This window comes from Halobaculum rarum, assembly GCF_040025155.1.
Lineage (GTDB): Archaea > Halobacteriota > Halobacteria > Halobacteriales > Haloferacaceae > Halobaculum > Halobaculum rarum.
In genome coordinates, this window is the sequence record NZ_CP157275.1 from 879,646 (window position 1) to 898,369 (window position 18,724).

19 protein-coding genes are annotated in these 18,724 nt (G+C 62.9%); 8 read left to right on the forward strand and 11 right to left on the reverse strand.

Annotation, left to right across the window (positions count from 1 at the left end):
- Window positions 1-232: 232 nt before the first annotated feature.
- Window positions 233-775: a hypothetical protein gene (locus tag ABJD39_RS04615; RefSeq protein WP_348612575.1), complete on the forward strand. Its 543-nt coding sequence runs from the start codon at window positions 233-235 to the stop codon at window positions 773-775.
- A 72-nt stretch (window positions 776-847) separates the two neighbouring features.
- Here the strand turns inward: ABJD39_RS04615 and ABJD39_RS04620 are convergent, their stop codons facing one another.
- Window positions 848-1,201 (reverse strand): helix-turn-helix domain-containing protein, encoded by a 354-nt coding sequence (locus tag ABJD39_RS04620; protein WP_348612577.1) that lies wholly within the window; start codon window positions 1,199-1,201, stop codon window positions 848-850.
- Between the two features lie 241 nt (window positions 1,202-1,442).
- Here ABJD39_RS04620 and ABJD39_RS04625 point away from each other — a divergent pair, with 241 nt between their 5' ends.
- On the forward strand, window positions 1,443-2,459 hold the full coding sequence (locus tag ABJD39_RS04625) for a tyrosine-type recombinase/integrase (RefSeq protein ID WP_348612579.1): 1,017 nt from the start codon (window positions 1,443-1,445) through the stop codon (window positions 2,457-2,459).
- 198 nt (window positions 2,460-2,657) lie between these two features.
- Here ABJD39_RS04625 and ABJD39_RS04630 read toward each other — a convergent pair whose 3' ends face one another.
- Window positions 2,658-5,180, reverse strand: coding sequence for a DUF262 domain-containing protein (locus ABJD39_RS04630; RefSeq protein ID WP_348612581.1), 2,523 nt, complete (start codon window positions 5,178-5,180; stop codon window positions 2,658-2,660).
- Window positions 5,181-5,360: 180 nt separating this feature from the next.
- Here ABJD39_RS04630 and ABJD39_RS04635 point away from each other — a divergent pair, with 180 nt between their 5' ends.
- Complete coding sequence (locus tag ABJD39_RS04635; protein ID WP_348612583.1) at window positions 5,361-5,786, forward strand: hypothetical protein; 426 nt, start codon at window positions 5,361-5,363, stop codon at window positions 5,784-5,786.
- 55 nt (window positions 5,787-5,841) lie between these two features.
- Here ABJD39_RS04635 and ABJD39_RS04640 read toward each other — a convergent pair whose 3' ends face one another.
- Window positions 5,842-6,513, reverse strand: coding sequence for an HAD family hydrolase (locus tag ABJD39_RS04640; RefSeq protein ID WP_348612585.1), 672 nt, complete (start codon window positions 6,511-6,513; stop codon window positions 5,842-5,844).
- A 347-nt stretch (window positions 6,514-6,860) separates the two neighbouring features.
- Between ABJD39_RS04640 and ABJD39_RS04645 the strand changes: the two genes are divergently transcribed.
- From ABJD39_RS04645 to ABJD39_RS04660, 4 genes are read left to right on the forward strand one after another with little or no spacing between them, the layout of a single operon-like run.
- Entirely contained in the window at window positions 6,861-7,700 is an 840-nt protein-coding gene (locus ABJD39_RS04645; RefSeq protein WP_348612587.1) for a DUF4129 domain-containing protein, read from the forward strand.
- Window positions 7,697-8,344, forward strand: coding sequence for a DUF7269 family protein (locus tag ABJD39_RS04650; protein WP_348612589.1), 648 nt, complete (start codon window positions 7,697-7,699; stop codon window positions 8,342-8,344). Before ABJD39_RS04645 ends, ABJD39_RS04650 begins: the two co-directional genes overlap by 4 nt.
- Window positions 8,345-8,351: 7 nt before the next feature.
- A complete protein-coding gene (locus ABJD39_RS04655) occupies window positions 8,352-10,073 on the forward strand; it encodes a DUF58 domain-containing protein (RefSeq protein ID WP_348612591.1) in 1,722 nt (573 codons plus the stop codon).
- On the forward strand, window positions 10,070-10,786 hold the full coding sequence (locus ABJD39_RS04660) for a DUF7519 family protein (protein WP_348612593.1): 717 nt from the start codon (window positions 10,070-10,072) through the stop codon (window positions 10,784-10,786). Before ABJD39_RS04655 ends, ABJD39_RS04660 begins: the two co-directional genes overlap by 4 nt.
- Window positions 10,787-10,810: 24 nt before the next feature.
- On the opposite strand, the gene ABJD39_RS04665 is transcribed toward ABJD39_RS04660, so the two are convergent.
- From ABJD39_RS04665 to ABJD39_RS04675, 3 genes are all read right to left on the reverse strand, one after another.
- Window positions 10,811-11,764 carry an AAA family ATPase gene (locus ABJD39_RS04665; RefSeq protein ID WP_348612595.1) on the reverse strand — a complete coding sequence of 318 codons (954 nt, stop codon included), beginning with the start codon at window positions 11,762-11,764 and terminating at the stop codon, window positions 10,811-10,813.
- Window positions 11,765-11,902: 138 nt separating this feature from the next.
- Window positions 11,903-12,775, reverse strand: coding sequence for a trehalose-phosphatase (gene otsB / locus ABJD39_RS04670; RefSeq protein ID WP_348612597.1), 873 nt, complete (start codon window positions 12,773-12,775; stop codon window positions 11,903-11,905).
- Window positions 12,772-14,307, reverse strand: coding sequence for an alpha,alpha-trehalose-phosphate synthase (UDP-forming) (locus tag ABJD39_RS04675; protein WP_348612599.1), 1,536 nt, complete (start codon window positions 14,305-14,307; stop codon window positions 12,772-12,774). The genes otsB and ABJD39_RS04675 overlap by 4 nt, the downstream gene beginning before the upstream one ends.
- A 191-nt stretch (window positions 14,308-14,498) precedes the next feature.
- Here ABJD39_RS04675 and ABJD39_RS04680 point away from each other — a divergent pair, with 191 nt between their 5' ends.
- Complete coding sequence (locus tag ABJD39_RS04680; protein WP_348612600.1) at window positions 14,499-14,684, forward strand: hypothetical protein; 186 nt, start codon at window positions 14,499-14,501, stop codon at window positions 14,682-14,684.
- Window positions 14,685-14,718: 34 nt separating this feature from the next.
- Here ABJD39_RS04680 and ABJD39_RS04685 read toward each other — a convergent pair whose 3' ends face one another.
- The 5 genes from ABJD39_RS04685 to urtB all read right to left on the reverse strand — a co-directional run bounded on the left by ABJD39_RS04685 (window position 14,719) and on the right by urtB (window position 18,724).
- On the reverse strand, window positions 14,719-14,922 hold the full coding sequence (locus ABJD39_RS04685) for a hypothetical protein (RefSeq protein ID WP_348612601.1): 204 nt from the start codon (window positions 14,920-14,922) through the stop codon (window positions 14,719-14,721).
- A 344-nt stretch (window positions 14,923-15,266) separates the two neighbouring features.
- Window positions 15,267-15,977 carry an ABC transporter ATP-binding protein gene (locus ABJD39_RS04690; protein WP_348612602.1) on the reverse strand — a complete coding sequence of 237 codons (711 nt, stop codon included), beginning with the start codon at window positions 15,975-15,977 and terminating at the stop codon, window positions 15,267-15,269.
- On the reverse strand, window positions 15,977-16,738 hold the full coding sequence (locus ABJD39_RS04695; RefSeq protein WP_348612604.1) for an ATP-binding cassette domain-containing protein: 762 nt from the start codon (window positions 16,736-16,738) through the stop codon (window positions 15,977-15,979). Before ABJD39_RS04695 ends, ABJD39_RS04690 begins: the two co-directional genes overlap by 1 nt.
- Complete coding sequence (locus ABJD39_RS04700; protein ID WP_348612606.1) at window positions 16,735-17,841, reverse strand: ABC transporter permease subunit; 1,107 nt, start codon at window positions 17,839-17,841, stop codon at window positions 16,735-16,737. The genes ABJD39_RS04695 and ABJD39_RS04700 overlap by 4 nt, the downstream gene beginning before the upstream one ends.
- Before the next feature lies 1 nt (window position 17,842).
- The gene (gene urtB, locus ABJD39_RS04705) at window positions 17,843-18,724 is read right to left on the reverse strand and encodes an urea ABC transporter, permease protein UrtB (protein ID WP_348612608.1); all 882 of its coding nucleotides are present in this window, start codon (window positions 18,722-18,724) and stop codon (window positions 17,843-17,845) included.

Here is an 18,724-nt window from a genome sequence, read left to right on the forward strand (position 1 = left end):
ATATTCTTTTTCATAACTATCCGAGTAGCGTTTCATGTTAGCCGGCGAGTATATAATGAGCTAACTTTTGTCGGATTTTTCAATACACATAATGTTATATTAATTGTCGTCCTACAACATAACAACGGAGTGGCTCTATTGAAATCCTCAACCACAGATAGTTTGTTGAAGCCATATTAAATAGAGGACGCGAGTCTTATAAATTGATTTAATTCGGTTAATATATTACTCTGTGTCATTCCAAGCCTATATGACTCATGTAGCTGATCCTGAGTGGGCAGATCTGCTAGACTTATTTTACAAACAAAATGGTTGGATGTACAGTTACACTAAAACTTCCATATATTATGAAGATCTACCTGAAGAACATGACCTTGATGAACACATTGATTGGCATGAGGACAAAGATAATAATCCAACAAATATGCTATTAACCATGGGTTTGATAGAATCTAAAGAACCCGGAGAATTAGGTGTGAGACGAGCTAGCCAAAGGGAATCGGTTTTATGGTATCAATTGACTGAGAAGGGTTTCTCAGTTGCTCATGATCGTTATATGAATAAACAGGAACAGAGCTTGTTGAAAGAACAAAACAACTCCAACAGGCTAGTTGCGGTGTTCACCATATTACTTGCCTTTACCGCCGTAATTCAGGCAATATCTCAAATCATTTCACTCGATGAATTTCGAACGGCCGTAGCCACCATCTACACTGCTTTAGCACTGACAGCAATGGTAATCTCATATGAAACTTTCCCAGATCTTTCTATCTGAGACTCATACTCTGTATTCAGCACGCGATTTCTATCAATCCCAGAGGATTTCAACAGAGGCAACAGAGTCAATTCAATCAGGAGTCTCTTCAGCTGAATTGGAACCATCCGGGTCAACGCCCGGTTCGCCAGTTACGAGATATATTCCTTCAGACGTAATTTTGTATTTGCCCCGTCCGACTTTTTCAACGAGCCCGCCTGCTTGAAGCGTGCTCAGGCGGCGAGAAACAGTAACTCGCGTGATATCCGTATTTTCCGCGATAATTGACGGAGAGAGCGTTAGTCCGGAACAGAGAATAAACATAATATGAGCGTCCGCATTCGTGAACCATTCCGGTGTCTCGCCCATCATGCCGGGTGAAACATCCCCAGTTAGATCAAGATAGCCAGGAAGCTCGCTGAGCTCCGGTTCGTTTTCGTCATCCATAGCTCACAGGTTGAGTCCACTACGCAAAGTTGTGTTGTCTAGTCGTTTGCCTATGTGAACACGCTATCAATTGGCCCCTTCTATTGTTTGCCTATGTTAACAGGCTACTAGATAGTGAGGACAAACGTATGTTACCGATTAGTAGCAACAATTAAGACACATCCAACAGAGTACTTCGATATGCACTCACCGGGCCGGGTGGAAGGAACGGTTGAAGCGCACTTGCACGAGGGATCGCCAGATGTCTGATGATCTGGAACCGCTTTCTGTCACTGAGGGAATAGAGCGGTTTCTCCAAGCACGGGAGTCAGAACTTGCTGATTCATCACTGAACAACGCTCGAACTCGGCTCAACTATTTTCAGGAGTGGACCGTGGACCGAGAGATTGAGAACCTGAATACGCTAACAGGTCGCGATCTCGCGGACTTCGTGGCATGGAGACGTGGACAAATCGCACCGCTAACTCTGCAGAAACAACTCTCGACCATTCGCTCGGCACTCCGGTACTGGGCAAAAATCGAGGGCGTCAGCAAGGGACTCGCAGAGAAACTTCACTCGCCGGAGCTGCCAGACGGGGCAGAAGCCCGTGATGAACACCTGACTGCAGATGAAGCCGAAGATATCCTGCAAACGCTGAGCCAGTACCACTACGCAAGCCCACGCCATGTGATGTTGTCCCTGTTATGGGCGACTGGGATGCGCCGGTCGGCGCTTCGCTCCATCGACGTGGATGATCTACGACCGGACGAACACGCGATTGTTCTAAAGAACCGACCGGAGACAGGTACGAAGCTAAAAAACAGAGACGCGGGCAAACGGTGGATCTACCTCGGCCCACAACGGTACAATATCGTCGAGGATTCGCTCGACCACCCAGATCGGGATGATGTATTCGATGAGTATGGACGCGAACCACTACTAACCACAGTCAATGGGCGTCCAACGGGAGATACTATTTACACCCGCGTAAACCGCGCTACCCAGCCCTGTGAATACGGAGAGTGTCCACACGATATCGACCCGAAAGACTGTGACGCACGCGGCCGTGACGGCTATCCCAGTAAATGCCCGTCGTCAGTCGGTCCGCACGCGATCCGGCGCGGCGCAATCACTGACCACCTGAACAAGAATGTCATGCCGGAGGTCGTCAGTGAGCGCTGCGATGTGTCGCTTGCTGTTCTTTACAAGCACTACGACGTGCGCACCGACCAAGAGAAAATGAACGTCCGAAAGAACTCGTTGGGGGAGTTGCTGTAATGCCTGCGGAGGTTCCTCCCCAGCGAGTCCAGTTCAGTACGGGTCGATCGCGAAGGCCCGGAGTTCTCGCGGGAGCAGCACTAACACGACAACGTTCAGCCGCAGCCTCGCGAAAACAACTCGCGAAGGATGTGAAGTTCGCCAGCTTCCGGGGCGCGGCCACTCCGTCCCCGAAGTATTCAGGAGCGCAGGTGCCTGCTACTCCTCGTCACGATAGGCGTCGTTCTCCGCGACGATCACGCGAGCGCGCGAATCCATCTCTTCGCGCACAGCGGTCGCGAGTTTCTCTTCAGTCCAGTCGTCGAATTCAGAGATCTCCTCACCGTCGGTCTCCACGTAGTCGAAGGCCAGCGACTCCAGTGTCAGATCCAAGAGCGTGGCCTTTCGTTCCGTGAGGGCACGGCGCGTCCAATAGTCGTCGTACTCGGCGATGGCGTCGGCGAACGCGGTCGTTCGCTCGAGCGCGGCGATCTCGGCTTCGATCGCTTCGAGAAACTCGTCTCCGGTGTCACAGTCGAGCCCCAGCTCGTCGGCGTCAGCCCCCCAGTCCTCGCTGACGCTGTTTCCGTGTGCTGTCTTCAGCTTCGCCCATCGCGTCAACGTGCGTACGGAATCGTCGCTGAATTCGTCAGGGCTGAAATACCCGTTGACGACCGCTTCGTCGAACTCGGACAGTTGATACAGCGGCAGCTTGCGGGACAGCGGATGATTCTGACCGGTAACGTTGTCTTGGTTCCACAGCAGCCCTAAGTTTCCGAGATCGGAGATATAGTACTCGTCGCAGATCTCCATGAGCAGTTCGTCGTCCCCCTCATCGATGATCCCGCCGATCGTCTCCGCGATCGGGCTGTCATCGGTCGCCGTCTCGAAGAACTGGGTGAACCAGTAGTACCGATCGAACGCGCCGATGTTGTCCAGAAACGGGGACTGGGGGAAGAAGTGCTCCAGATGGACTTCACTGATGTTGAGCGACCGTCGCCACATCGCGTCGACTCCAGTGTGTTCGTCGGTCAGCTTCCACAGAAGCGCCTTCGCATATCGTGTGTTGATCGCCGACGTCTCGATCAGCGTCTCCGCGAACGCGGTCCCGTTCACGCCAGAATAGACGTCGGTGAACCGTCCATACAGCTGTGCTTCGACGTTGATGTCGAGCGCATCGCTGTCGCGCGTGAACCGGTGTGCGACCCCGGCGTAGATATTCTCCAGCCTGTTGGGGTTGATGCTCGATAGCACCTGCCGGAACGTGACGTTCTCGACGGCGTGCATCGTCCGAACGAGCAGGGACTCCGCACGCTCGGTGGCGTCGCTCTCGCGAGCTTTCGTGTACGCCGCAAGGACCAACGGCCGCCACTGACTCGTGCGCAGCGACTGCAGCCGCTGCAGGATGTCGTTGCACGTGCGTTGTCGCTCCTCGTCGTTGAGCTCAAGTCCGTCGTCGTACGGGTAGATGATGTTGTGGTAATAGGAGCTGTATCGTTCCAGCGTTTGGAGGAACTCCTCGGCGCCGGTGAGCGTCTCCAGTTGGCTTTCAAGCGTCTGGTCCTCTCGCGGATTCAGGACGAACGCTTCTAACAGGTGATCGGAGACCTCGGACCGACTGTCGACCGTACTGTCGACGACCGAGATCGTATCGACCAAGAAATCGCTGACATCGCCGTAATCTCCGTCGAAGAGGTCGACGATGTCCTTCCAACGTTGGAGGTTCTGCGCTTCGATATCGGGGTCTGCGTCCTCGCGCAGTCGGGCGACGATCCGGGCGCGAATGATGTCGACCTGATTCAGGTCCATCCCGCGATCGTTGAGGATCTGGAAGATGTCCATCAGCAGCGACGGGTGCCCCTGTGAGACGTGGAAGTGGCCGACGACGAATGCGTGAAGGAGGTACTCCTTCAGGTTAATCAGCGCCCGCGCTCGCTGCGTATCCGTGTCGTAGCTGGTCGCGAGTTCGGTCTCGATGTGCGTACGGAAGTAGTCGTACGCCTCGATCAGCCGCTTGTTCGAATCGTCGAACGATCGATTGTCGTTCTCGATCGCATCCCACTCGGCGTCATCGATGCGGAGGAGTTTGGCGTAGTGGCGGATCGTGATCGCGTTCCGCTTGCGGTTCCCGTGGACGCTTTCCTGATCGGTGATGTAGGCGAGCCGTTCGGTCGTCCCCCGCATCAGCGCACGATAGAACTCGTCGTTGTGGTCGTTGAGCGTCAGCTTGGGTTTCGGGTTGGTTGAGCCGGGATTCTCCAAGAAGAACGTCTCCATCAGCGTCTGCTGACTGGTGGCGACTGCGGCGATGTTGTCTTCAGTCTCCTGGTCGATCTCGTCGAGTTCTGCGAGCAGTTCCTGAATGATCTTTAAGATCAACGAGACAGTCGTGATACGCTGTTGACCGTCGATGATCTCGGCTGTTCGATTGTCGACGTCGGCCGTGAAGACCGAACCGAAGAAGATCTCGGTCAGATCGTTCCTGGAGATGGAGTCCGCGAACACCGGCTCTAACTCGATCCAGAGGTCCTCCCACTGCTGTTCCTCCCACGCGTACCCGCGCTGGTATTCCGGTATCTCTAGGTTCCCGGCAGTGAAGAGGTCGTTGAGCATCGCGCGGTCGAAGTCGATGTTGTTCCACACCGACCGTTGCACCCAATCCCAGCCGCGAATCACCTCGTCACCAGGATCCTCCTCAAACTCGAAGAGGTGCGTCCCGAAGGATACCTCAAAACTTGGCATCGGGCCGCATCGACACGGTGGCCCGGCATGAACCTACCGACGTCAGAAGGGCGGTCGGAACCGAGTGCCGGCGGCAACGATTCCGTCCCAGAACCGCTCGCCCCCCAACTCCGAAGGGTCCAGCAACCGGGAGACTAAGGGACGATCCCTCCGATCACCGACGAGGAGATGTACCGGTCGATGCGAGTTCGCGGCCGTCCGATCGTCCTGTGGGGACTGCTGGCGGTGCTTGGCCAGCTGTCGGTCCGTGCACTGGTCGGCGGCGTAGCCTTGCTGTTGATGCCCTCTGGGGAGCTGGTCGGCCTCTCGACAGCCCCGCTTGACGGGACGCCGTTCGGGTCCTTCCTCGTTCCGGGGATCACGCTCGTCGCCGTGTTCGGGCTCGTCCCGGCGATCGTGTGTTACGCGGTCTACACGCGACGCCGGTGGGGCTGGCTCGTGGCCGTCGGCGTCGCCGTCGCGATGCTGGCCTGGCTACTCGTAGAGGCGGCCGTCGGCTTCGATCGGCCGACGGTCCTCCTGAACCTCGGCACCGCCGGAGCGATCCTGGTGCTCGCCTCGCATCCGTCGGTTCGACACGACGTGCTGGGGGCCGAGGTGTCGTGACGGCGGCGATCGGTTCACCGGCTCCCCGGATAGGTCCGGTAGCCCCTCGACGCACTCACTCCGCGACCGCCAGTCGCTCCACGAGTTCGTGCAGCGAGCCGACGTCGTACTCGGGTGTCGGGTCGGGATCGGCGTCGGCGTTGAACGGGCGGCGGACGAACGCGGCGTCGATGCCGACGTTGTGGGCGGCGGCGACGTCGGAGGACCGATCGCCGACGTAGACGACGCGGTCGGCCGTGAGGTCCCTCAGGGCGCGTTCCATGTACCCGGTCGCCGGCTTCTCCGCCCCGACGTCCTCGACCCCCGGTCGGAGGCCGTACCAGGTGTCGAAACGGTCGCGGAGGTCGAACCGGTCGAGGACGGTCTCGACGGCCGCGTGTTGGTTGTTGCTCACGATCCCGCGGGTGGCGGGAAGATCGAGGGCCGCCCCCGCGTCGTCGTACAGCGCCTTCTCCCCGTCCTCGATCGCGGTCCGCTGGTTCGCGGTGACCAGTTCGTTACGGCGGTGCCAGAGCCGGTCGAACGCGACCTCGTGGGTCGACTCGAAGTGAGCCGTCGCCTCGTCGAGTCCACCGTGAAGCGTGCGGACCGCCCGGAACTCCCCGTCGGTCGGGTCGTCGATATCCGCCTCCCGCAGCGCGCGCTCGGCGGCGTCGTCGAACACCCACGACGGGGACCGCTCGATCAACACCCCGTCCATGTCGAACACCACGGCGTCGTAGTCCATGCGGTCCCCAGCGGTGCCGACCGCATCAGACTGGCGGCTCCGTCCGGGCGTTCTTCGGGAGCGACGCCCAGATCTGTGTTCCGTCGTCGGGGCAGGCGACGTTGATCGTTCCCGTCTGTCGTACTGGTGAGCGAGGAACGGAGAGTTCGGTCCGTGAGTCGCCGGCTTCGGGACGCCCCGATGACCGACCCCACTCGATCCCCGACGATCCCCGGAAAGCTCCCCCTACAACCATATGACGTGTATAACTATGCCCGCCTCCCCCATGGCGTCAGTGGAATGCAGCCCACCGCCACCGAGTCACATCTGATCAGCCCCGCCGACCTGTACGGGTCGTCCCGTCGAACATGAGTCGGGGACGGCTCGGGCCGGTCCTGATCACCGTACTCGCCGTCGCCGCGCTGGGCGTCACCGCGACCTCCCTGGAGTCGACGCTGACGACCGATCCCGACGAGGAGATCAACCCCGACTGGGATCGGCTGCCGATCGGGGTCGACGACGCGGCCGCGATCAAAGAGGAGATGGGCGACGGGAGCGGGACCGACGAGGCGGACCCCGAGGTCGGCGCGACGGACGACGCCGCGAGCGACTCGGGTGACTCGGGCGACTCGGGCGTCCCTCCCGAATCGGTCGCCGACGAAGGGGAGCCCGACGCCTCGAGCGCCGTCGACGAGTCGGCGGAGTCGACTGGGGGCGACGGCAGCGGTTCGGGGGACGCCGGCGGCGTCAGTTTCGAGTCGGCGGCGGCTCCCGCCCCGGGCGAGGCGAGCCTCCTCGATCGGTTACTATTGCTCCTGCGGTCGCTCCTGCCGGTCGCCGCGTTGCTGGCGCTGGTGGCGGTCGCGTATCGCTACCGCGGGGCGCTCCGCTCGGCGTTCGGGTCGGAGACCGACGACGCGACCGCGGAGGCGACACCCGGATCGACATGGCCCGGCACGACCCCGTCGAACGTCGTCGACCGCGCGTGGGTGACGGCGGTGCAACGGGTCGATCCCGAACGGCCGGAGACGACGACGACCGCCGAGTGTCGGGCGCTGGCGCGCGAGCGACGCGGGGACGTCGACGGGGACGCCGTCGACGCCATCGCGACGGCGTTCGAGCGCGTCCACTACGCCGGTCGCCCCGTCGCCGAGGAGGAGGGCCGCGCCCGCGAGGCGCTCCGCCGCCTCGACGGGGGCGAGGAATGAGCACCCGCGAACGCGGGTGGGAAGCTCTCGTCTGGCGGGCGATTCGGGGGCTGCTCCTCGCGACGGGTCTCGCGGTGTTCGCCGTCGGCCTCCTCGCCGTGGTCGACCCCGAGACGGGCGAGCGCCTCCCGGTCGAGTCTGCCGTCCGGGCGCTCGGCAGCGACTACGTGGTCGTGGCGGCCGTCGGCCTTCTGGCGATGGGCCTCTCGGCGCTCGTCGTGGGCGCCCGCCGCCTCAGGGGGGTCGACGAGGCGACCCCGCCGGTCGTCGAGGGCGTCCAGTCGGCGACGTATCCCGGAGAGTCCGTCGACCGATCGCCCGGACGGCTCCGGCGCCTCATGGGTGGGGGAGCCGCGGAAGATGACCGCCGCGAGCGCCTCCGTGCGGCCGCGACGCGGGCGACGATGCGCGCGGACGGCTGTTCGCGGGACGTCGCCGAGCGACGGGTCGCCGAGGGCGACTGGACGGACGACCCGGTCGCGAGCCGAACGCTCTCCGGCCCCGGTCGTCGGTCGGACCGAGCGCGGCGGCGACGCCTCGACGACGACGCGGTCGGACGGACGGTGGACGCGATCGAACGGCTGACCGACGACGGGTCGGGGCGCCGCGGGGAGGGAGAGAGCCCCTCCGGGACGGGGAGGTAGTTCGACGGTGCGCCTCCTCGACAGCCTGCGACGCGCGGTCGGCCGGGCCGGCTCCGCCGCGGGCGACGGCGGCGAGCGGACGGACGGGAACGTCGAGCCCTCGACGGCGACCGACGGAGGAACGCCTGCTGACGGAGAGATGCCGGCCAGTGGAGGGATACCGGCGGACGGACGGACGGCCGCCGACGGCCGGGCGGTCACGAACCGAACCGCGACCGCGGACGACTCCGCCGCGACGAACGGACATGATACCGACGAGGCGTTCGTGTCGACGGTCGACGGTGGCCTCGATACGGACCCTAATACGGACGACCCCGCGTCGACGGACGGCGTTGCGGGCGCGAACGCGGCGGCGACCGCCGACGACGGAACCACCCGCTCGACGGGTCGGTGGCGCGGGATCGTCGGCGTCGCCCTGCTCGCGGTGGCCGCCGGCGTCCTGGCGAAGCGACCTTCGCTGCTTCTGGTCGGGGCGGTCGCCGTCGTCTTCGCCGCGTATCCGCTCGTCACCACCCCCCCGGACCCGGACCTCTCGGTGAGCCGGACGATCGACCCGTCGTCGCCGGACGACGGCGACCCGGTGACGGTCCGGACGACGGTCCGGAACGAGGGCGACAGGACCGTGTTCGACCTCCGCATCGTCGACGGGACGCCGCCGATGCTCCCGGTGTGTGGGGGCTCCCCCCGGGCCGCGACGACGCTCCGACCGGGCGATGAGGCGACGCTGGAGTACGAACTCCGCGCGCGACCGGGGCGGCACCGATTCCAACCGACGACCCTGCTTTGTCGCGACGTCAGCGGGTCGGTCGAGGTCGAGACGGCCGTCGCCGCCCGGACGACGATCGAGTGTGCCGCACGGCTCCCCACGGTCCCGCTGCGCGCCCGGAGCCGTCACCGGACCGGCCCGCTCGTCACCGACGAGGGGGGAAGCGGCCTCGAGTTCCACTCCGTCACGGAGTACGAGCGCGGCGACCCCGCCAGCCGCATCGACTGGCGGCGGTTCGCGCGGACGGGCGAACTCACGTCGGTCGCGTTCAGGACCGAGCGCCTCGCCGACGTCGTCGTCTGCGTGGACGTGCGCCCCGCCGCCTTCCGTGCGAGCGACGCGACCGAACCCCACGCGGTCGCCCACGCCGTCGACGCCGCCGACCGCATCGGCGACGCGCTCCTCGAGGCGAACCATCGCGTCGGCCTGGCGGCGATCGGACGCGACGGCAGCCTGCTCGCGCCCGGGAGCGGCCCCGAGCACGCCGATCGGTTCCGAAACCTGCTGGTGACCGGCCCGGCGTTCTCGCTGACGCCGCCGGCGTCGGCCCGCGCGGACGGGGACGGCGGGAGCGACTCGTTCGACCGGGCCGAGCGCGGTGACCCGACCGACGGGAGCAACTCACTCGACGAGGAGGGATCGCCCGACGAGACGGACTCCCTCGACGGGCAACTGTCCCGGCTTCGGACAGTGATCGGGTCGAACACGCAGGTGATCCTCCTGACGCCGCTTTGTGACGAGGAGGCCCACCGCATCGCCCGCCGGCTGGAGGGCGAGGGCGCGGCGGTCACGGTCGTCAGCCCCGACGTGACGACCGACCGGACCGCCGGGGGACGCCTCGCCCGCATGGAGCGCGACCACCGGCTGACTGACCTCCGCAACGCCGGCGTTCCGGCCGTCGACTGGGACCCGACGGAGTCGCTCGGGGCGGCGCTGTCGGCGATCGAACGGTGGGAACGATGACCGACTCCGCTCTATCGGCGACGGCGGAGTTCCGCCCGCTGCCGACGGCCGTCAGCGGCGTCATCGCCCTCGTCGCCGCCGCCGTCGCGACGGGGCTGGTCGCGGAGACGGCCGCTCAGCGGTCCGTGCTCGCGGTCGCGCTCGTCGGCGTCGCGGCCGTCGCCGCCGGCGGCCGGCTGTGGCGGCTGGGCCACGCCCTCTTCGGCGCCGTGGTGGCGCTGTGCGGGACCCTCGTCGTCGTCGTCGCGGTCGGGGAGGCCCTCTCGCGGCCGGAAACGATCGTCGGTCAGCTGGTGCTGTTGCCCGGGATTCTGGGGCTGTGGACGCTCGCCGCGGCGCTCGTGCCGATTCGGTTCGGTCGGCGTCGGCTCCTCGTCGACGCCGGCGCCGCGCTGGTGTTCCTCGCGGTGGTGACCAGCGGGGTCGTCCGCGGGGCGTCCACGCCAGCGCTCGTGGGCGCGGGCGCGGCGACGATCCTCGCGTGGGACGCCGCCGAGAACGCGGTGTCGATGGGCGGGCAGATGGGGTCCGAGCCCGGAACCGCCACCGCCCGTGCGGAACTCGTCCACGCCGGGGTCGGCGGAGGACTCGCCGTCGGCGCCGTCGCGGCCGTCCTCGGGGTGTCACACCTCGGCATCGACGGCCTCCCGTTCGCAGCCCTCCTCGCGCTGCTGGTCGCCGGCGTCGCGTTGGCACTCGTCGCCCACGGCTGAGGGTCGGGCGGTTCCCGACGGTCCTCAGGCGTTCAATTGCGGGACGGGTACCTCCTCGAGGACCTCGGCGACGACCGCCTCGGGCCCGACGCCGTCGACCCGAGCGTCGGGCGTGAGGACGATCCGGTGGGACAGGACGGCGAGGGCCGTCGCCTTCACGTCGTCCGGCGTCGCGTATTCCCGTCCCCGGAGGACCGCGTGCGCCCGGACGGCCTCGAAGAACTTCTGGACGCCCCGCGGCGACACGCCGGTTCGGACGCGCTCGTCCCCCCGTGTCGCGCGAGCGACGTCGACGAGATACTCGCGGACGGTCCCCTCCACGCGGACCGACTCCGGCGCCTCGCGGAGGCCGTCGAGCGTCTCCGGGTCACAGACTCGCTCGACCGACGGCGACGCGGAGCGCCGGGAGGCCCGGCGGTCGATCAGTTCGAGTTCGCCCGAGCGGTCGGGGTACCCCAGGCTGGTCCGGATCATGAAGCGGTCGCGCTGGGCGACCGGGAGCTCGAAGGTCCCGTCCATCTCGACGGGGTTCTGCGTGGCGATGACGACGAAGGGGTCGGGCAGCGGGTGCGACTCCCCGTCGACGGTGACCTGTCCCTCCTCCATCGCCTCCAACAGGGCCGACTGTGTCTTCGGCGGCGCCCGGTTGATCTCGTCGGCGAGCATCACGTTCGCGAAGACGGGGCCGGGCTGGAACTCGAACGTCCGGGTCGACTCGTCGAAGACGTTCGAGCCGATCACGTCCGACGGGAGCAGATCGGGGGTGAACTGGACACGCGAGAACGACACGCCGAGCGCGTCGGCGAACGACCGCGCGGTCAGCGTCTTCCCGGTCCCCGGCACGTCCTCCAGGAGGACGTGACCGTCCGAGAGAATCCCCACGAGGATCGTCTCCAGCGTCGCCCGTTCGGTCACGACCGCTCCCGCGATCTGGTCGAGGATCTCGCCGCTCCGCGCCCGGACTGCCTCTGGGTTCATGACGGCCCGTGGTCGCTCGGCCGGATTGTTATGGCCGGAATACGCGCCGCCGCCCGGTCCGCTGGCGGTCGCGCCCGGCCGAGGGAGAGCGAAGGGCGGTCCGCCGCGATATCGGCCGTCGCGTGGTCGCTCGCCAGCTTACGACTCCTCCCACCCGAAGGGGCCGGCGAGCGGGTCGGTGCCCCGCCAGCCCGGTTCCCCCTCGAAGTCGGCCGTCGCCTCCGCGAGCAGTTCGAGGAACGGGGGGACCGACGCCCGGCCGTCGAGGCGGTAGGCGGCGACCGTTTCGACCGTCGCTCCCTCGTGGGCGACGTGAACGCCCGCGCCCTCGGGCTGGATCGTGGCGAAGGCGTCCTCGTCGGTCACGTCGTCGCCCACGTACATCGCCGGCCGGTCGTCGTGGACGACCGACGCGATCGATCGCATCGCCTCGCCCTTGTCCCATGCGACCGCCGGGCGGATCTCGCGGATGCAATCGCCCTCCGTGACCCGCACTCCCTCCGTATCGGCGACGGCCCGTTCGACGGCGTCGACGACAGTCGGGACGGCCTCCTCGGGGACGGTCCGAAAGTGGACGGTCGCGGTGACGCCCTTGTTCTCGATGCGACAGCCCGGCACGTCCGCGAGGCGGTCGGCCAGGTCCACACACAGGCGGTCGATCTCCTCTTGACGGTCGAGGGTGGCGGGGTGGACGGCCCGCTCGCCGCCGTAGCCGAGTTCGAGCCCGTGGTTGCCCGCGTAGACGACGCCGTCGATCCCGACCCGGTCTCTCAGGTCCGAGAGCGCCCGCCCGCTCACGACCGCGAGCGCGACGCCGGGTTGTGTCGCCAGCCGCTCCACCGTCGGGCGGACCTCCGGCGCGAGCGTCGCCGCCCCGGGATCGTCGACGATGGGCGCGAGCGTCCCGTCGAAGTCGAGCCCCAACAGCAGTCCCTCGGCGCCCGCGAGCAGGTCGCGGATACCCTCCGGCAGGGAGTCGGGCGAGGATAGCCGCCGGTCGGGGGCCGTCATCGACCGTCGTGCCCCTCCTCGCGCAGGCGCGCGACGCTGCCGAGCACGTCCTCGATCCACACCTCGGTGTCGAACGACCGGCAGGTCTCGACGAGCTCCGCCATGCGCTCGCGGCGCTGTTCCTCCGGCATCGTGAGCGCCTCGTGAAGGGCCTCGGCGAACTCGTCGGAGTCCTGGGGGGTGATCGACACCGCTTTCTCGCCGATCAGGTCGTGTGCGCCCGCCTGCCGGCTCAACACGAGGACCCCGTCGCCGTCGGCCTGGGCGGCGACGTACTCCAGTGCGACGAGGTTCATCCCGTCGCGGATCGGGCTGACGACGCCGACGTCGGCGTTGCGATACAGGGTGTACAGCTCCTGGTCGGAGAGACGATCGGTCGTGTACACGATCGGGCGCCAGTCGTCGGTGCGGAACCGCGCGTTGACGCGGTTGACCCCCTCGACGACCTCCGTCTGTACCTCGCGGTACGCCGGGATCCGCGAGCGCGACTCCGATCCGATCTGCATGAGGGTGAACGCCCCCCGCCACTCCGGGTGGTGCTCGAGCAGGCGCTCGACGGCGTCGATCCGCTGGGGGATCCCCTTGGTGTAGTCGAGGCGGTCGACCCCGACGGCGACCCGGACGTCCTCGCCGACGCCGTACTGCGAGCGGAGCCGACGCCAGCGCTCGTCGGCGTCGTCGTCGGTCGCGAGTTCGAGGATCCGCTCGGTGTCGACGCCGAGCGGGTACGCCTCGACGGTCGTGACGCCGTCCTCATGGAACACTCGGCCGGTAGCGCGGTCGACGACCGCGTCCGGGATCGCCGCCTCGACGCAGTTTAGGAAGTTCTGACGGTAGCGCTCGGTGTGCACGACGAAGAGGTCGTTGCCCAGGAGTCCCCGGATGATCTCCGGCCCGTGGGGGCACGCGCGGAACGTGTCCCAACCCGGCCACGGGATGTGCCAGAAGTGGGTGACGAGGACGTCCTCGGGGACGCGCGAGCGGAGCATCTGCGGGAGGAGTCCGAAGTGGTAGTCCTGGAGCCACACCACGTCGCCGCGGTCCACCCGCTCGCCGACGGCGTCGGCGAACCGTTCGTTCACCGCCAGATAGGCGTCCCAGTACTCTCCCTCGCTCCGGACGCGCGTCAACGCGCCGTGACAGATCGGCCACAGCACCCGGTTGCTGAAGCCGTAGTAGTAGCCGTCCACCTGGTCGTCGGTGAGCCACACGCGCCGGAGGGGGTAGCCGTCCTCGGCGTCCGGCGGGACCGACACGCGGTCGTGCTCGTCGACGACCTCGGCGTCGGCGTCGCCGTCGCCCCACGCGATCCAGGTGCCGTCGATCCGGCGGACGACGGCGTCGAGTCCCGCGGTCAGCCCGCCGGTCGGCCTGTCGACTTCGATCCCGTCGTCGCTCCACTGGTGCCGGTACGGCTGCCGGTTCGAGACGACGACAATCTCGACGTCCTCCCCGATCGACGGCCGCTCGGTTTCCCCCCCGCGTTGGTCGTGCTCGGCGGCCACTCCGCGGCCGCCTGCTGACTCCGCCATGCGGGATCACTGTCGGGTGTCACTTGTGAGCGTGCGCCTTTCGCCTCCATGGTACTTATCCGTGATCGCCGGACTGCGGCGCCGTCGAGATCCAACCCGGGGAGGGAGGTCGCGACCCCCGACCCGTCCCTCGATTTCACTTTCGCTCCGCATGGCTCGCGTACAAGTGGGGCCGGGTGGACGTAGGAGGTATGAGCACGACGCCGGTCGTCGCCATGCCGGAGCGCGTCGAGGTGGAGACGAGAACGCGCGCCAGGATCGACGTGACAGAGACGAGCGTTCGGGAGGTGGAGTCGTTCCTCCGCCGAAACGACTGCACGGTACACTTCGAGCGTCGCGGCGGGACCACGGACCTGGTCGTCCTCGCGGGGGAGTGAGTCGAGCGAGTCGGAAAGGAGATCGCGTTGGCCCCTACTCGTCCGCGAGTTCTTCGTAGATCTGGCGATACGCGTCTCGTTCGTTCCCGGCTGCACGTCGGAGGACAGCGCGACGAGCGACCTCAAGGAACTCTCCGGGCGGGTCTTCGACGTGTTCCTCGCGGTACTCCTCACGAACCCGCCGGAGAATCAACTCCATCACGTCTCGCGTGGGCCCCTCACCGGCATCGGAGGACATAATCCGAATACGGCACACCCGTGAATAATAATTCGAGTCCGCTCCTTGCGATGTTCCTCGAACAGTTCGAAGGCCCCTTCGCCGATAGCGCCGTTGAAACAATACTCGCCAGGTGAACCGCCTCGGGATCAAACCCCGGGTACTCGGCCTGTTTCGCCTGGAGATCCTAGTGTGAAACCGCCGATCGATGAAGACTGCAAACTGACTAGCAATCCTAGCCAAGAGTGAAATCGATCCTCGGTGCCCCCGCTAACGAGACGTTACATACATCAATATTCTTCATTCAGAAGACCGGGTCACTTCCGGCAACTACATTACATAAATATTTTGATGGGCCCTAATATTCAGACGGCAAGATAATCGGCAACCCGGTCTTCCTCCATGAGATCAGTTTTGCTTAGCTCAGCCTCCATTCGGCCGTTGTCGATAACGTAACACCGCTCGGATAACTCTCTGATAACCTGCAAATTCTGTTCAACGAATAGAACAGTCACCCCCAGATCTTCGTTCATTCGGCTAATGTCGTCTGTTATTTGCTGAACGATAGACGGTTGAACTCCCTCCGAAGGCTCATCCAGAAGTAGCAGATCCGGATTACCGGCGAGAGCGCGGCCGATCGCCAACATTTGCTGCTCACCCCCGCTCATAGTCCCTGCCTCCTGATCACGACGTTCGGCCAAGCGAGGGAAGTATTCGTATACTTGATCGACGAGATCCTCCGATTTGTGTTCACTTATTGATAAACCCATATTGATATTCTGCTCGACTGTGAGATCAGGAAATACATCGCGGCCTTGTGGGATATATCCCATTCCAAGCCGAGCTCGTTTGTCGGCTGAGAGCGCCGTGATATCCTCTCCGTTATACGAAATAGAACCGTCATCCGTCGCGAGGAGACCAATAATGGTTTTCATCAGCGTCGTCTTGCCAACTCCGTTTCGACCCATAACACCAACTCGTTCGCCTTTCTCAAGAGCGAGGCTGATATCACGAAGGATTGGGGTTTTCCCATACGAGGTGTGAACGTTTTCGAGCGAGAGAAGGAATTCACTCATTAGCGATCCTCCCCGAGGTAAATACGACGAACGTCTTCATTGGCTTGGATCTCATCGATAGTTCCCTCGGCGAATACCTCACCCTGATGCAACACTGTCACCGATTCTGAGACTTCACGAACGAAGTCCATGTCATGTTCAACTACAAGGAGAGTCATTTCCCGACTTTCATTCAGCCGATGAATGATATCTGCAGTTCGTTGCGCTTCGTTGACCGACATTCCAGCTGCAGGCTCATCGAGAAGTAACAGGTCGGGTTCCAGGGCAGCTGCCATCGCGATCTCGAGCCACTGCTGTTGGCCATGAGAGAGTTCGTCTGCAGTTGTTTGAGCCTCCTTGAGGAGATCGAACTCCTCCAGAGTCCGATCAATTGCTGTATCGATATCGGGGCGATTGACCATTCGTTGTGTAGGAATGTGCATATTCTGATGCACACTGAGGTCGTCGTAAACGGCCGGAACCTGGAACTTCATACTGAGTCCCCGTCTAGCGCGTTCGTGTTGGGAGAGCTCCGTGATATTTTCTCCCTGATAGAATATTTGTCCGGTAGTTGGGACATGTTGACCGACAATGAGCTTCAAGAGAGTACTCTTACCGGCGCCGTTGGGTCCGATGAGACATCTGATCTCTCCTTTTTCGATGGTGAAATCTACGTCATTGACCGCTATGAGCCCGCCGAATTTTTTGGTTAAACCCTTGGTTTCGAACAGGGAATCCGTTTCATCGTTCGTCCCACTACCTTGCGTTTTGTGTGTACTCATGATGACTCACCTCGGGATCGAATCCACTCGCGAACGAGTGGTAGACGAGCGTATATCTGGGGGACGAACCCCTCCGGAAGTGCAAGAATCACGATAACCAGGATACTGCCAAGGATAATAAATGAATATTGCCCTCCGATAAGAGACAGACGCTGTGAGATGGACGTGATCACGAAGGTACCGATGATCGCACCGCTGAGCCATTTCCGACCCCCGGCTGCAACCCAGATGATCGGCAGTGCGGCGAAGGTCAGGCCAAATACACTCGGATCAATATACCCACCCCACGTCGTATAGAGAACGCCGCCGAACCCGGCGAGTCCTCCACTTAGTGTAAACACGCCCAGCTTGAACCGTTGAGTATCGTACCCAAACAGTTCAGTTCGCTCTTCGTTTTCGCGAATACCGACCATGACGTATCCAGGATTACTGTTAACGAGGATTCGCAATCCCAGATAGGTTATAACCAGCGAGAGGACAACGAAGTAGTAGAAGGCGAGCCCGGATATTTCAATGGCCAACCCCTCGACGCCAATGGCAAGATTGGGGATCCCCGTCATTCCGTTGAACCCCCCAAGTGGTGCTTGGCCGATAGCCCACTCCTCACCAGCCGTTTGTCCCATGAATGTATTTAATACAAGTGTGACTGCGAGCGTGATGATTGCGACGTACACGTCGCTCACACCACCATAGAACATGAAGTAACCCACTACGAATGCGAACCCCGCAGCGATTGCTACTCCGGCTATTAATCCAGCTAGGGATCCGGCTGGACCAGTGATATTGATGCTGACTACTCCGAATGTATAGCCGGCTATCCCGTAAAAGGCGACTTGGCCGAAGCTAAATATTCCAGTGTACCCCCACACCAGACAAAGGCTAAGCCCGAGAAATGCGGAGACGAGGAGGTACGCCGTATTCGAAATGTAATATGAGGATCGGAGCAGTGGATACACCATTAGCAGACCGAACAGGACTCCGAATACGATCCAAAAGGATCGACCCTCTCCAAGGGTGTTCGGCCCTTCGAGTGCATCTTTCAGTCGCGTGATAGTTCCCTGTTGATTCGGGTTCTCAACAGTGGTGGAAGTTTCTCCAGCCATCTCAACTCACCCTCTTTAGACTTTCAATGAAGCCTGTAATCCCCTGAGGCAGGAGGCGAATGACCAGAATCGTGGTCAGAAGTAACGCCATCCGCCCAGCGAATGTGCCGAAGAGGTTCGAGAAGATAGCGTTGATGGCTCCAAGTACGAGTCCAGCCCCGGTCGTCCCGATGAGGACCGAGGTACCACCTACGACTACCGTGACGAACGCTTCAACTAAGAACGTTGAACCCATCCCCGGAACAATTGTCATTGTAGGCGCGTATAGTGCCCCAGTCAGGCCGGCAAGTGCCGATCCGATCCCGAACGTCAGGAGGTACATTCGATTCGTGTTCACCCCCAGTGCCCGACTCATCTCTTCGTTCTGGATCGTCGCACGGGCGTGAGTCCCGAACTTCGTTTTCGTGAACATCCAGTACAACACTGCCAGCAACAACAAGCTAACCCCCGCAAGCAGTAGTCGATATGACGAATATGAGTAGCCGGCGTATTGGATACTTCCTAGCGGTGTTCCAATACTTGGAAGCGAGGATCCGAATATGACTCGAAGCCCCTGGATGATGATGAGGCTAATTCCCCACGTAGCTACCATCGAATCGAGGAGCCGACCATAGAGTCTACGTATAATCGTGAACTCCAGGATCAGACCGAACACCGTCGTCACGGCCACACCAATAGCCATTGCGACCGGAAGGGGGACTCCAGCATTATAGCTCAACGCTGTGCCATACGCGCCGACTGTGATGAACTCACCGTGGGCTAGATTGATAACTCCCATCATGCCGAAAATAACGGCGAGTCCGATCGCTGCGAGGATTAAGAATCCGAAGCTATCCAGAAACTGCAGGAGGAGGTTGGTAACTTGGGGTATCAAAAGAACCAT

What these genes read in the sequence shown, in the direction of transcription:
- ABJD39_RS04635 (WP_348612583.1), top strand. Translation starts at nt 5,361, where the DNA reads ATGCGAGTTCGCGGCCGTCCGATCGTCCTGTGGGGACTGCTGGCGGTG.
- ABJD39_RS04680 (WP_348612600.1), top strand. Translation starts at nt 14,499, where the DNA reads ATGAGCACGACGCCGGTCGTCGCCATGCCGGAGCGCGTCGAGGTGGAG.
- ABJD39_RS04660 (WP_348612593.1), top strand. Translation starts at nt 10,070, where the DNA reads ATGACCGACTCCGCTCTATCGGCGACGGCGGAGTTCCGCCCGCTGCCG.
- ABJD39_RS04690 (WP_348612602.1), bottom strand. Translation starts at nt 15,977, where the DNA reads ATGAGTGAATTCCTTCTCTCGCTCGAAAACGTTCACACCTCGTATGGG.
- ABJD39_RS04645 (WP_348612587.1), top strand. Translation starts at nt 6,861, where the DNA reads ATGAGTCGGGGACGGCTCGGGCCGGTCCTGATCACCGTACTCGCCGTC.
- ABJD39_RS04625 (WP_348612579.1), top strand. Translation starts at nt 1,443, where the DNA reads ATGTCTGATGATCTGGAACCGCTTTCTGTCACTGAGGGAATAGAGCGG.
- ABJD39_RS04650 (WP_348612589.1), top strand. Translation starts at nt 7,697, where the DNA reads ATGAGCACCCGCGAACGCGGGTGGGAAGCTCTCGTCTGGCGGGCGATT.
- ABJD39_RS04700 (WP_348612606.1), bottom strand. Translation starts at nt 17,841, where the DNA reads ATGGCTGGAGAAACTTCCACCACTGTTGAGAACCCGAATCAACAGGGA.
- otsB (WP_348612597.1), bottom strand. Translation starts at nt 12,775, where the DNA reads ATGACGGCCCCCGACCGGCGGCTATCCTCGCCCGACTCCCTGCCGGAG.
- ABJD39_RS04695 (WP_348612604.1), bottom strand. Translation starts at nt 16,738, where the DNA reads ATGAGTACACACAAAACGCAAGGTAGTGGGACGAACGATGAAACGGAT.
- ABJD39_RS04685 (WP_348612601.1), bottom strand. Translation starts at nt 14,922, where the DNA reads ATGTCCTCCGATGCCGGTGAGGGGCCCACGCGAGACGTGATGGAGTTG.
- ABJD39_RS04630 (WP_348612581.1), bottom strand. Translation starts at nt 5,180, where the DNA reads ATGCCAAGTTTTGAGGTATCCTTCGGGACGCACCTCTTCGAGTTTGAG.
- ABJD39_RS04675 (WP_348612599.1), bottom strand. Translation starts at nt 14,307, where the DNA reads ATGGCGGAGTCAGCAGGCGGCCGCGGAGTGGCCGCCGAGCACGACCAA.
- urtB (WP_348612608.1), bottom strand. Translation starts at nt 18,724, where the DNA reads ATGGTTCTTTTGATACCCCAAGTTACCAACCTCCTCCTGCAGTTTCTG.
- ABJD39_RS04620 (WP_348612577.1), bottom strand. Translation starts at nt 1,201, where the DNA reads ATGGATGACGAAAACGAACCGGAGCTCAGCGAGCTTCCTGGCTATCTT.
- ABJD39_RS04640 (WP_348612585.1), bottom strand. Translation starts at nt 6,513, where the DNA reads ATGGACTACGACGCCGTGGTGTTCGACATGGACGGGGTGTTGATCGAG.
- ABJD39_RS04665 (WP_348612595.1), bottom strand. Translation starts at nt 11,764, where the DNA reads ATGAACCCAGAGGCAGTCCGGGCGCGGAGCGGCGAGATCCTCGACCAG.